We start from the raw sequence: 12108 nt of genomic DNA, 5'->3' as shown, positions 1-12108 counted from the left end.
CTCGGCGCGACCTTCGCCTTCCCCCTCCTCCAGGCCATGACCGAAGCGCAGGGAGTCGCCGCCACCCGCCTCGGCCTGCACATCACCCACCGCATCGAAAACCTGGTCGTCAATCCCGCGGTCGTGGTCCTGTTCCTCGCCGGCCTGGGGCTCATCTTTGATGACGCCACCGGCTACCGCGACGATTTCCCCCTCTGGCTCGGCATCGCCCTCGCCTGGTTCCTCGCCGCATTCGCCTTCTCCAACATCGTCCAGCGGCGCAATCTCAAGGGCGGCCTCCGCGCGCTCGACGGCCTGCCCGATTCCCCTGCCCTTCCCGAGTCCTACCTCGCCTGGTCCCGCCGCATGCGCATCTCCGGCATGCTGCTCGCCGCCTCGGCCATCGGCATCCTCTTCCTGATGGCGTGGAAGCCGGGCGCGTGAGCCCATCGGCGTCCCGGGCGCACAACAGGGCCGGGCATCGCGCCCGGGCCTCGCTGGTGAGCGCCGTCGAACGCCGCTCAGGCGGTCACGGCGTCCGAGAAGAACGCCTTCACCACCTCGTCGCTCAGCGGCACGTTCTGGATGCGCGCGCGCTGCAGCGTCTCCCAGTAGTAGCGATAGGTCGCCCGGTCGTGCAGGTTCCCTTCGTGCTGGATGGGGCCCCAGTCGGCCGCATACGCCTTTAGCAGGATCGCCTGCGCCTCCTCCACTTCGTCGTGCGAGGGCGCCATCGCCCGGGTGATCGGCTCGATCTGCGCCGGGTAGATGCTCCACTGCCGCAGGAAGCCGAACTCCATCCGCGCACGGCGCGCGTCGTTGTAGATGAACTCGGTGTCCTTCAGCTCGAGCGTCACGTTGTGCGCCGGCACCACCCCGTTCGCCAGCGCTGCCGCAACCATCTCCGACTTGGCCCGCCGCAGCAGCGCGTGGTCGAACTGGTGCGGCGAACGCATCGCGTACGACGAGATCGCCCCGTGGTGCGCGCTCACGAAGTCCATCAGCCCGAAGTCCAGCACCTGCACGTTCGGCAGCGTCGCGATCTCCCACACCTCGCGCAGCGCCCCGTGCGTCTCGATCAGCGCATGGATCGGGATTTCACGACGGATGCCCGCCCGCGCCGTCGCCTCGCGGATGTACTCGATCATCTCCGCCAGCTCGCGGGCCCGCACCGTCTTCGGGATCGTGATATACGCGATCCGCTCGCCCGCCCCCGGCACGATGATGTCGACATCCTGCTTCCAGTGCTCGTGCGTGTAGTCGTGGATGCGCACGCCCGCCATGTTGTGCTGGTTGAGCGGGCTGTTCTGCATCCGCACCACCATCTCCGCGTGCTCCCGCTCCCGCCCGGTCGGTGCGCCGTCCTCGCAGTCCATCGTGATATCGAAGACGCCGCCCATCTTGTTCTGCAGCTCCAGCGCCTTCGCAATCCGCTCTTCCGTGCCCGCAAAGTGCTCGCACGTCGGGATAATCGGGAAGGGCTTCTCCCCTTCGAACAGCACCTCATTCGGGTGTCGCGCCATCGTCCTCGTCTCCTCCAGCGTAGTCGAACGGCGGGTCCGGCCTCCCCGGCCCGCCAGGCCGTACGCCCCAGTATGCCGCCCCCCTTCCCCTCGGTGAAGCTCGCACCGCCCTGCCTCGTCCCGGTCAACCTTTGGAAAAAGTAAGCCCAAAGCTAACCAACACGCGCTATACTACGCATGCACCGTGTTTATCTACGACCTCGAACTCGTCAACTTCCGCAACTACGTCCGCGCGCGCATCCGCCTCGAGAAAGGTCTCAACCTCTTCGTCGGAGACAACGCCCAGGGCAAGAGCAACCTGCTCGAGGCCATCTACCTCCTCTCTACCCTCCGCTCCAGCCGCGCCAGCGCCGATTCCGACCTCGTCCGCCGCGATATCCTCGCCTCCGACTTCCCCGTGGCGCGCCTCGCCTGCCAGGTCGAACGCTCCGCCGGCAACCTCGCCCTCGAACTCGCCATCGTCGGCCGCTCTGTCGACCCGGCGCACCGCGCCGGCAAGCGCGTCCGCGTCAACGGCATCCCGCGCAAGGCCTCCGATGCCGTCGGCCAGCTCTGCGCCGTGCTCTTCACTACCCTCGATATCGAGATCGTCGCCGGCCCGCCCCTCATGCGCCGCCGCTACCTCGACATGATGATCTCCCAGGTTGACCGCGGCTACCTCCGCGCCATGCAGAAGTACGCCCGCGTCCTCCAGCAGCGCAACAGCCTCCTCAAGCGCATCCAGGCCCGCGAAGCCTCCCCCGGTGAACTCTCCTTCTGGGACCAGGAGCTCGCCCACGCCGGCGGCACCATCTTCTGGACCCGCGCCGATGCCCTCGGCCACCTCGCCATCCAGGCCGAGCAGCAGATGGAACGCCTCAGCGACGGTCTCGAATCCCTGACCCTCGTGTTCCGGCCCGCCCTCGGCGGCCTCGACCAGTACGACGCCCCCATCGATGACGCCGAATGGACCCGGCGTATGCTCGAAGCCTTCAAGAACGTCCGCCAGAAGGAGATCGCTGCCGGCGCGACCCTCGTCGGCCCCCACCGCGACGACGTCGAAATCCTCATCGACGGTATGCCCGCCGACGCCTTCGCCTCCCGCGCCCAGCAGCGCACCGCCGCCCTCGCCATGCGCCTCGCCGAGGCCTCCTACCTCCGGCGCGCCCTCGGCGACGACCCCGTCGTCCTCCTCGATGACGTCCTCAGCGAGCTTGATGCCCGCCGACGGCGCGGCGTCCTCGAGTACATCGATACCTTCCAGCAGACCCTCGTCACTACTGCCGACCCCGACCGCCTGCGGGATATCTATACCCGCGCCGCCGGCCGCTTCGTCGTTTCCGCCGGCACGCTCACCCGCTTCGAAGGCGAATAGCACCGGGATCTCCGGGCACAAAGAACGGGGGCAGCCGGCCGGCTGCCCCCGTCGAGTGAATGGCTGAGGCGTTAGCGGACCCGCCGCACCGCCAGCGCCATGCCGCCGGAAACCGCCAGCAGCAGCGCACCTGCCGCAAGCAGCCAGCCGGCGCTCAGGCCGCTGTCCGCCGCAAAGCTGTCTCCAGTCCGCGGCGCGGCCGGCGCCGCCGGGGCCGGCGCATCGACCAGCGGGATGACCCGCAGCGTCCCGTTGCCCGCAAGGCCGACCGCAACCGCCGTATAGACGGTCCGGGCCTCCAGCTTCAGGTCGCGAATCGTCAGCACCGTCGCGCCCGAATCGTTCACTTTCACGTCCAGGCTGTAGGTCCCGGCCGGCACTGGCACGTACGGGCTCACGTTGCGGAAGGCCACCCCGGTGAACACGTTCGTATCCGTCCCGGCCACCGCCACCTTCACGGGCGGAGCATCCGGCGATGCGTGGATCAGGCGCACATGGGCGTTGTTGCCCGAGGGCGTGCTGTTGTCATCTTCGAAGAGCGTCAGCGCCAGCGTGCCCTTCGAAACCTCGCCGGTCGCCAGCACGGTGATGTCCTTGCCGGCGACGATCTCGAGCGTCGCCTCGAGCGCCGGCGTGCCCGTGCCATCCGAGGGCGAAACGAACACCTTCACGTTGTGCCCGCCCGCCGGCAGCGCAACGTACGGGGTCGCGTTCGGGAACGCGAGCGCAGTGACAGCCTTCTGGCCGTCGACAAAAATATCCACTGCCGGCGTATCGGGACTCGCGTGCATAATGCGCACGCGTCCGGTTGCCGACTGCGCATCCGCGCCTTTCGGCGCCCACATCACCATCGCGGCCAGCGCTGCAAGCAGCGCAGCGACCGCCAGGAGCGTTGCCCGGGTCATGCCTGCCCGTGCCAGGGTCATGTATCGAACCTCCAGCGTTGTGTGTCCGCGCTTGCCGGCCGGTCAATCGCGTACACCCCATGTACGCAACCTCGACAACACTTCGATCACCACCCCGGCGGTGTCCCGCGCATGACCACCGCCTTCGAACGCTTCCGCAACGGCGAACCAGCTGCCTTCGACCAGCTCGTCGCCGAGTACACCGGGTCCGCCTTTGCCGCCGCCGTCCAGGTCCTCGGCGACCCGGCCCTCGCCGAAGAGGCCGTCCAGGATGCCTTCGTCCGCATCTGGCAGCGCGGCCGCCAGTTCGACCCGGAGCGCGGCAACGAACGCTCCTGGATCCTCGCGATCGCCCGCAACGCCGCCATCGACCTCCTCCGCAAGCGCGCTCGCATCCCCGAACGATCGATCGACTCCGTACCCGCCGTATATGCAATGCGCGACCCCGACGATACCTGGCAGGCCGTCCTCGCCAGCCTCGACGGTGAGCGCATCAACCAGGCCCTGCAGGAGCTCCCCGCCGAACAGCGCGACATCATCATTCGTACCTACTTCCAGGGCCAGCGCCCGGCCCACATCGCCCGCCAGCTCGGCCTGCCCGAAGGCACCGTCCGCAGCCGGCTTCGGCTGGCCCTCTCCCGCCTCCGCAGCTCCCTCGCCCCCGCCAGGGAGGTGATCGAACCATGAACCTCGAAGCCGCACGCGAACTCCTCCCCGATTACGCACTCGGCCTCCTCGAACCCGATGAGGCCGCGGCAGTCGAGCGCCTCCTTGCCAGCGAGCCGGGCCTTCGCGCCGAACTCCAGCAGTACCTCCAGGCCGCCGAGGCCCTCGCCTTCGCCTACGAACCCGTCGAGCTTCCGCCCGGCGCCGCCGAGCGCATCGCCGCGGGCGTCCGCGACCGCATCGCCGCTGCCTCCACCCCCGCTCCGGAACCGATCCCCCTGCGTCCCCGGTCGGCCATTGCACCCTGGCGCGCCATTGCGCTCGCCTCCGCCGCGGCCTCGCTCGTCCTCGCCGTCGGCCTTGCCGCTGCCGTCATGGCGTGGCTCGATGCCCGCTCCGAATCCGACCGCCTGCGCGATGAACTCGCTGCCCGGCCGCTCCAGCTGCCGATCTCCGGCGATGGCGCCGCCGGGGCCATCTACGTCGCCCCCGATTTCTCCTCCGGCCTGCTCGTCCTCCGCGGCCTGCCGCCTGCTCCCCAGGGCCACCATTACCAGCTCTGGAGCGAAGGCCCCTATGGCGCCCGCTCGGCCGCCGATTTCGAAGGCAGCCAGGGCCCCCTGGTCGTGCAGCTTCCCGAGCTCCCCCGCGAGATGACCCGCATGTTCGTCACCCTCGAACCGGACGGCGCCGCCGGCGACCGGCCCCAGGGCCCCGAGCTGCTCTCCACCCCCCGCTGACCGCTGGCCGCTGACCATTCCGGGCCCCATGATCGGGGCACCATGGCTGAATTCCTTGAACACGACCCCTTCTTCGCCGTCGAAGGCGACGCCTTCGTCCCCCGCCCCGTCTGCCGCGGCCCCTGGGACCCAAACTCCCTCCACGGCCGCGTCGTCGCCGGCCTGCTCGGCGCCGAGGCCGAACACCGCCATGCCGAGCCGCGCCTCCGCGTCGCCCGCATGACCGTCGACCTCTGGCGGCTGCCGGGCTTCGACCCCATCACCGTCACCACCAACGTCCGCCGCGAGGGCAGCCGCATCCGCGTGGTCGATGCCGAGGCCTTCGCTGCCGGCCAGTCGATCGGCCGGGCCAGCGTCGTCTTCCTGCGCGAAACCGCACAGCCCGAAGGGCAGGTCTGGAGCCCGCCGCCATGGGACTTCCCCCTGCCCGATGCCCTCCCGCCCGAGCCTCTTCCGCCGGTCGCCAATGAGGGCTGGCGGCCCATGTGGGAATCGCGGTCACAGGGGCGGGCGTTCGGCGCCTACGCCCAGAAGCGCCTCTGGATGCGCGAAGTCCGCCCCCTGGTCGCCGGCCGCCCCCTGACGCCCTTCCAGCGGGTCGCCCTCGCCTGCGACTTCACCAGCCCGCTCGCCAACTCCGGCACCATCGGCCTCGCCTACATCAACGTCGATATCACCCTCTACCTCCACCGCTACCCCGCCGGCGAGTGGATCGGCTTCGAAACCACCGACCACGGCGCCGCCGACGGCATCGCCATGGGGCAGTGCCGCCTCTACGACGAACAGGGACCCATCGGCTCCTCGGTCGTTGCTGCGCTCGCCCAGCGCCGCCGCGCCTGAGCCTCCGCGCGTTACACGCCGGCGTAGCTGTGGAGGCCGCTGATCCAGAGGTTCACCCCGAAGTAGGTGAACATCACCAGCCCCCACATCACCACCAGCCACCACATCGGGTCCGGCCGCCAGCCGCGCCGCCAGCGGGCCGGCACCAGCCGCCGGATGCCCGGCGCCCCCGCCACTGACCCGCTCCCGGCCCGCGCGTGGAAGTACGCCACGATGCTCAGCCACGTCACCAGCGCACTGGTCTCTTTCGGGTCCCAGCCCCAGTAGCGGCCCCACGCACTGTTCGCCCACCACGCGCCCAGGGCAATCCCGAGCCCCAGCAGCGGGAACCCGACCAGCACCGCCCGGTGCGCCAGGTCGCCCGCCGAATTCGCCGAGGGCAGCGCCGCGAATCGCCGCTTCCCTTCGCCGCCCTGCAGCAGGTACACGACCACGCCGCAGAACGAAACTGTCAGCACCGCGTACGACAGCATCATCACCGACACGTGGATCGTGAGCAGCGGCCCGTTTTGCAGCGCCGGGATGAGCGGCACAATCTCCGAAGGGAACGTCGCCGCGACCCCCAGCATCACCGCCGTGATCGGCAGCGCCAAAACCCCGTACCGCCGGTTGCCGATCGCCTGTTCGAACGCCAGGTATGCCGCTGCCACGCCCAGCGCAAATGTCGCCGTGAACTCAAACAGGTTCGAAAGCGGCGCGTGCCCGGCAGCCGCCCAGCGCGCCGCCGCCCACCCCGCGAGGAACACCACCGTCAGCCCGGTCAGCGCCGTCGCCAGCCGGCCGAGCCCCGCGCTCGGCGCCCCATCGCCGACCGCCACGCTCACCGTCCCGGCGCTTGTCTGCGCGACCGCCCTGCGGAAGCCCAGTGCCGCGCTGGCCACGTAGGCGACGTACACGAGCGATGCCAGCACCGCCGTGCCGAGTCCGGTCCAGAACAGATACATCGAGAAGCTGGCCACGGTTGTGATCCCCTCCACGAATCCTACCGCCGCTGCCCCCAGCCGTCAGCGTGCGCTTCCGCTCCCTTAACCGTTCAGCAGCCGCAGCGCATCGTCGAGCGCCGCAAGGCACTCCCGCTCGTGGCGGGCCGCCCTGCGCAGCACCATCGCCGCCGACCCGCGCAGCCCCGGCACCGCCACGTTGCCGTGCCCGCCGGTCGGGAACGGGAAGAGCGTGATCAGGGGCGCCAGCGCCTTCACCTCCTCCTCGAGCGCCCGCGCCGCCGCCTCGATCGCCTGCCGGGCATCGGGGAGCGCCGATGCAGCGTCCCGCAGGAAGGCGGCGCCGTCCGCCCGCGCCGCCTGCAGCACCGCCAGCGTGTAGGCATTTCCCGCCCGGTCCACCTCCGTGGCGCCGTCGAACGCCTCCGCCCAGGCCTCCAGCCCGCGCCAGCCCAGCAACCCCGGCTCCGCATCGCCTTCCCGACCATCCAGCAGTGCGGCCGCCGTTTCCAGCGCCGCAACCAGCACCCCGGGCACCTCCACCTCCACCGGCTCGATCGGCGCCCAGAGCTCGATCCACCCCAGCAGCGGCCACGCATCCCACGGGACGAAGGCCCCCACCTGCTCCGTGAGCAGGTCCTCCACGAAGAACCCGCCCCGGTCGGTGTCGTAGCCCGTCACAATGCCGAATTCGTGCAGGTGGAAATCCCAGCCGATGAGCGGCACCCCCGCATCCAGCCGTTCCCGCGCCCAGTTCACCGCAGCGTCCCGTCCGCCCTCCGCCGCGGCAGCGAACCGCTCGAAGCGCAGGCCGGTGCGCGCGTACCGCTCCACCATCGCCGCCCGGTCAAACTGCGCCGGCCCCGAGGGCAGCGCCACCACCCCGCCTTCCGCCCCGAGGCAGAAGTGCCAGGCGTGGCCCGTGAGGCCCATCACCGCGTGCCGCGGCAGCACGATCCCGGCGTGCGCGAGGATGCCCTCCAGCGCCCCGGCCGCGCTCGTCCAGTTCGGCGCCGGGACCAGCCCTTCGATTCGCTGCACGCTACCAGTGTAGCCATGCCCCCTTTTGTCTTTCGCGCCGGGCCGTACAATGCGGGCTCACTCGCGAGGAGGGCGGTAATGTCCGAATACCAGGTCTCAACGCTCCAGAACGGGCTCCGCGTGATTACCGCAACGCTCCCGGCCAGCCAGGCCGTTTCCGTCAACCTCTTCGTCGGCGTCGGCTCCCGCTGCGAACCCGCCCACCTCAACGGCATCACCCACTTCCTCGAGCACATGGTCTTCAAGGGCACCGAAAAGCGCCCCTCGGCCATCCACATCGCCCAGGAAATCGAAGGCGCCGGCGGCACGCTCAACGCTTACACCAACAAAGAGTTCACCTGTTACTGGAACATCGTTCCCTTCGACCGCTTCCCCACCGCCATCGACGTGGCCGCCGATATGCTCCTCCACTCCAAACTCGAACAGGAGGAGATCGAACGCGAATGCCCGGTCGTCCAGCAGGAGCTGAAGCGCAACCACGATAACCCCGCCGCCTGGGCGGCCCGTCTCATCGGGCAGGCCGTCTACGGTCCCCAGCCTCCCGGCTGGGATGTCGGCGGCACCATCGAACTCGTCGCCACCTGGAACCGCTCTCACTTCATCGAGCACATCCGTGAGTGGTACAAACCCGGCAACATCGTCCTCGCTGTGGCCGGCAACGTGACCCACGAGCAGGTCCTCGCCCGCGCCGAGCCGCTCTTCGCCGAGATGCAGCCCGGCCCCATCCCACCGGTCGAGCCCTACAACCCGGCCATCACCGGCCCGCGCGTGCTCATCGATACCCGCCCCATCGACCAGTGCACCCTCTACCTCGGGCTGCCCATCTTCGGCCGCAACGACCCCGACCGCTACGCCCTCCGCATCCTCAACGATGTCCTGGGCGCCGGCATGTCCTCCCGGCTCTTCCTCGAAGTCCGCGAACGCCGCGGCCTCGCCTATTCCGTCTCGAGCGGCTACGGCTACCTCTCCGATGCCGGGGTGTTCACCATCTCGGCCGGGGTCAACCGCGACCGCCTCATCGAAACCATCCAGGTCTGCCTCGCCGAGGCCGAAAAGCTCATCGAGCAGCCTGTCCCCCCCGAGGAGCTCCGGAAAGCCCGCGACCACAACATCGGGCGCTTCCGCCTCTCGCTCGAGACCGCCTACGCCATCGGCCAGCGCAACGGCGAACTCCTGCTCACCCGCGACCGCGTCGAGACCATCGAAGAAGTCGTCTGCGCCATCAACGCCGTCACCGCCGACGATATCCAGCGCGTCGCCCGCCGCATCTTCGACCGCTCCCGCCTGCACGCCGCCGTGGTCGGCCCCTCGCTCGACGCCGCCGAGATCGAAGCGGCGCTCAGCTGAGTCTCACCACTCCTCCGGCGCCCAGGCCTCCGGGCTCCAGCGGAAGAGCCGGTCCAACCGCGCCGCCGTCTCCCGGTCCGTCGCAATGAGCCCTGCCCGCCACAGCGCGAGCGCGCTCGCCTGCCCCATGTACAGCGCTCCCAGCGCAGCAGCGTCGAGCTCCGCCCCGGGGCTCTCAGTCGTCACCCGGCACCGCCCGGCCCCGCCGCTGCACTCCAGCGCGAAACGCCCGGCGGCGTGCCCGCCGAAGTCGTCGCGTACCTCGAGGACCACCCGGCCCTCCGCTGCATACCGCCGCCCCTCCAGCGCCCGGACGGGGTTCACCACGCGCACGAACAGCGCATCCACCGGCCGCCGCTCGAGCCGTCGCGGGTCTTCGAGCAGGTGCCAGAGCAGCTCATCCAGCGGCCGATAGCGCGCCGCCACCCGCTCCACCAGGTCTACCCCAAAGACGAACTCCCAGAGAGCCGCCTCCGCGCCGCCGTCCACGCCCAGCAGTTCGAGCACCTCCAGCGTCCCGTCGCGGATGCCGTCCTGCCAGTCGCCCCGCACCCGGTAGCGCACGTAGCCGATCGTCGCCCCCGACTCTTCGAGGCTCGCCAGGAACTCAGCGCCGTCCCCGGGGCGCTCGCCCGCTTCCGGGATGGCCCGCAGCTGCCACCACGGCGGGCTGCGACGGTGCAGGCCGGCCCGCTCAGCGCGCACCGCCTCCCAGGCGGCCGGCCAGGCGGTCAGCGCCTCGTCCCGTGAGACCAGTCGCACTCGGCCGCGCAGGCCAGGGTGCCCCCGCAGGCGCCCGTGCACCCGCTCGATGCGCACGTGCTCGAGCACCTGCACCCCGGTCCCGTACCCGAACCGCCCGTAGATCGGCGCTTCGGATGCCCACAGCATCGCCAGCGGCTCCCCGCGCTCGCGGCAGTCCCCCAGCTGGCGCGCCATCAGCGCCGAGAGCACGCCGCGCCGACGATGGGTCGGCAGCACCCCCACCCAGGTCACCCCGGCACACGGCAGCGAGCCGCCCGGCACCGACATCTCGAACGGAAACGAACCGGCGCAGCCCACCCATCTGCCGTCTTCCCACGCGCCCAGCAGCCGCTCCCGCTCCGTCAGCTGGAGCGCACGGTCCGACCTGTCATGCTGCACCGCCTTGCCGAAGGCCACCGTGTTGACGTCCAGCAGCGCCCCAACCTCGCCCGTCTCGGGCACCCGCACGGTCCAGTCCATCCTCGCATCGCCTCCTCGAACGCCAACCGTACGCCCCTCTTCCAGCCCGGTCCATCGCCGGGCGGGCCTGTACCGGCCCGACCGGTACAATGAAACCGTGGCCGACTTCTCCCCCCTCGATGGCTTCGCCATCGAACCCCTGCCCGAGACCCTGCGCGCCCCCATCGTCCTCCTGGCCTTCACCGGCTGGAGCGACACCGGCACCGTCACCACCGACGCCGTCGACCACATCGCCGCCGCGCTCGGCGCCCGCAGCTTCCTCTCGGTCGACCCCGAGGACTACTACGTCTTCACCGAGACCCGGCCGACCGTCCACATCACCGAGGACGGCATCCGCCAGCTGCGCTGGCCCGAGAACCGCGGCCTCTACGCAGCCGGCTCCAGCCCGCCCCTCGTCCTCATCCGCGGCGTCGAACCCAACCTCCGCTGGCGCACCTTCGGCACGCGCATCGCCGAGACCATCGCCGCCCTCGACCCCTTCCTCGTCTGCTCCCTTGTTGCCCGCCCCGCGCCCACCCCCCACACCCGCCCCATCCCCGTCACCGGCTCCAGCGCCGACCCGCGCCTCGCCGCCCGCTACGGACTCGGCCGCTCCCTCTACCAGGGCCCAACCGGCATCCTCGGCGTCATCCACGACCTCCTCCGCCAGCGCAACGTCGACCTCATCAGCCTCGCCGCTGGCGTGCCGCATTACCTCAACACCGACGAAAACCCGCCGGCGACGCTCGCCCTCGTCCGGGCCCTCCAGCCCATCCTCGGCTTCGCCATCCCCGAGGGCGACCTCCCCGCCCGCGCCGAGCTCTTCCTCCGCCGCGTCGAAGATGCCTCCGCCGGCGATGATCAGATCGAAACCTACGTCCGTACCCTCGAGGCCCAGTACGAAGACGACGAGGACGATGCGGCCGAAGGCGAAGATGCCTTCGAGGCCGGCCAGCCCGCCGATGAGCTGCCCTCAGCCGACGACATCCTGAAGGACGTCGAAGACTTCCTCCGCGGCACCGGCGACCGTTAGACCCGGAAAACCGGTGAGCCGCCACTTTCGCCTGCGACGGCCAGCCCCCGCGATCGCACAACGGCCGCTGGCCTGCCGGGCTGAGCTCCCTCGCCCGGGCGAAAACTGAAGAAAACTACGGAAAGTCGCTCCCCGGGATGCTCTCCGGGTCCCGCACCAGCTCCTCCCAGCGCCGCCGAATCGCGTCCAGCGGCGCAGGCGGCGGCGTCCAGGGCAGCCCCCGCACCACCACCCCCCGGTTCGGCGCGTGCTCCACCAGCCCCTCACTCTCGAGCCGGCGGAACGCCTCGCGAACCGGCGTTTGGCTCACGCCCCAGCGCGCCGCGATCTCCTCCTGCCGCAGGTGCTCGCCCTCTCGCAGGTTACCCGAGAGGATCGCCGCCTGCAGCGCCTCATACACCAGGTCCGCCTTCGTCTTCCGCGGGCTCCGTCTCGCCATGCCCTAAGCATACCCCACCCGCCGCCCTGCCCCGCCGCCGTCGCGCGCCAACACCCCTCCCACCTCCCACCTCCAACCTTCCACCTCCAACCTCCCA

The 12108-nt window shown here is 70.4% G+C and carries 13 protein-coding genes; 7 read left to right on the top strand and 6 right to left on the bottom strand.

Translation table 11 applies throughout. From position 1 onward, the window contains the following. The coding region (locus VAE46_RS01955; protein WP_322795224.1) for a DUF2269 family protein at positions 1 to 423 on the top strand (423 nt) is incomplete at its 5' end. A gap of 77 nt (positions 424 to 500) precedes the next feature. On the opposite strand, the gene VAE46_RS01950 is transcribed toward VAE46_RS01955, so the two are convergent. Next, a complete protein-coding gene (locus VAE46_RS01950; protein WP_322795223.1) occupies positions 501 to 1502 on the bottom strand; it encodes an HpcH/HpaI aldolase/citrate lyase family protein in 1002 nt (333 codons plus the stop codon). 184 nt (positions 1503 to 1686) lie between these two features. On the opposite strand from VAE46_RS01950, the gene recF reads away from it, so the two are divergent. Continuing rightward, the gene (recF, locus tag VAE46_RS01945) at positions 1687 to 2856 is read left to right on the top strand and encodes a DNA replication/repair protein RecF (protein WP_322795222.1); all 1170 of its coding nucleotides are present in this window, start codon (positions 1687 to 1689) and stop codon (positions 2854 to 2856) included. Positions 2857 to 2927: 71 nt separating this feature from the next. Here recF and VAE46_RS01940 read toward each other — a convergent pair whose 3' ends face one another. Further along, positions 2928 to 3782, bottom strand: a complete 855-nt coding sequence (locus VAE46_RS01940; RefSeq protein WP_322795221.1) for a DUF4397 domain-containing protein — start codon at positions 3780 to 3782, stop codon at positions 2928 to 2930. A gap of 111 nt (positions 3783 to 3893) precedes the next feature. Here VAE46_RS01940 and VAE46_RS01935 point away from each other — a divergent pair, with 111 nt between their 5' ends. From VAE46_RS01935 to VAE46_RS01925, 3 genes are read left to right on the top strand one after another with little or no spacing between them, the layout of a single operon-like run. Further along, entirely contained in the window at positions 3894 to 4448 is a 555-nt protein-coding gene (locus VAE46_RS01935; protein WP_322795220.1) for an RNA polymerase sigma factor, read from the top strand. Next, complete coding sequence (locus VAE46_RS01930) at positions 4445 to 5167, top strand: anti-sigma factor domain-containing protein (protein ID WP_322795219.1); 723 nt, start codon at positions 4445 to 4447, stop codon at positions 5165 to 5167. The genes VAE46_RS01935 and VAE46_RS01930 overlap by 4 nt, the downstream gene beginning before the upstream one ends. A 42-nt stretch (positions 5168 to 5209) precedes the next feature. Next, positions 5210 to 6007: a thioesterase family protein gene (locus VAE46_RS01925; RefSeq protein WP_322795218.1), complete on the top strand. Its 798-nt coding sequence runs from the start codon at positions 5210 to 5212 to the stop codon at positions 6005 to 6007. Positions 6008 to 6018: 11 nt separating this feature from the next. On the opposite strand, the gene ccsA is transcribed toward VAE46_RS01925, so the two are convergent. Further along, positions 6019 to 6984, bottom strand: a complete 966-nt coding sequence (ccsA, locus tag VAE46_RS01920) for a cytochrome c biogenesis protein CcsA (protein ID WP_322795217.1) — start codon at positions 6982 to 6984, stop codon at positions 6019 to 6021. Positions 6985 to 7032: 48 nt separating this feature from the next. Further along, on the bottom strand, positions 7033 to 7989 hold the full coding sequence (locus tag VAE46_RS01915) for a hypothetical protein (RefSeq protein ID WP_322795216.1): 957 nt from the start codon (positions 7987 to 7989) through the stop codon (positions 7033 to 7035). A gap of 78 nt (positions 7990 to 8067) precedes the next feature. On the opposite strand from VAE46_RS01915, the gene VAE46_RS01910 reads away from it, so the two are divergent. Next, entirely contained in the window at positions 8068 to 9336 is a 1269-nt protein-coding gene (locus VAE46_RS01910) for a pitrilysin family protein (RefSeq protein WP_322795215.1), read from the top strand. A 3-nt stretch (positions 9337 to 9339) separates the two neighbouring features. Here VAE46_RS01910 and VAE46_RS01905 read toward each other — a convergent pair whose 3' ends face one another. Then, positions 9340 to 10560, bottom strand: a complete 1221-nt coding sequence (locus tag VAE46_RS01905) for a GNAT family N-acetyltransferase (RefSeq protein WP_322795214.1) — start codon at positions 10558 to 10560, stop codon at positions 9340 to 9342. A 97-nt stretch (positions 10561 to 10657) separates the two neighbouring features. Here VAE46_RS01905 and VAE46_RS01900 point away from each other — a divergent pair, with 97 nt between their 5' ends. Then, positions 10658 to 11572, top strand: a complete 915-nt coding sequence (locus VAE46_RS01900; RefSeq protein ID WP_322795213.1) for a PAC2 family protein — start codon at positions 10658 to 10660, stop codon at positions 11570 to 11572. A 115-nt stretch (positions 11573 to 11687) separates the two neighbouring features. Here the strand turns inward: VAE46_RS01900 and VAE46_RS01895 are convergent, their stop codons facing one another. Continuing rightward, entirely contained in the window at positions 11688 to 12011 is a 324-nt protein-coding gene (locus VAE46_RS01895) for a GntR family transcriptional regulator (protein WP_322795212.1), read from the bottom strand. Between the last annotated feature and the right edge of the window lie 97 nt (positions 12012 to 12108).

The sequence above is a fragment of the Tepidiforma sp. genome (assembly GCF_034433535.1).
Lineage (GTDB): Bacteria > Chloroflexota > Dehalococcoidia > Tepidiformales > Tepidiformaceae > Tepidiforma.
The sequence above is the reverse complement of the archived record's forward strand: the minus strand, read 5'-3'. Positions and strand labels throughout refer to the sequence as shown.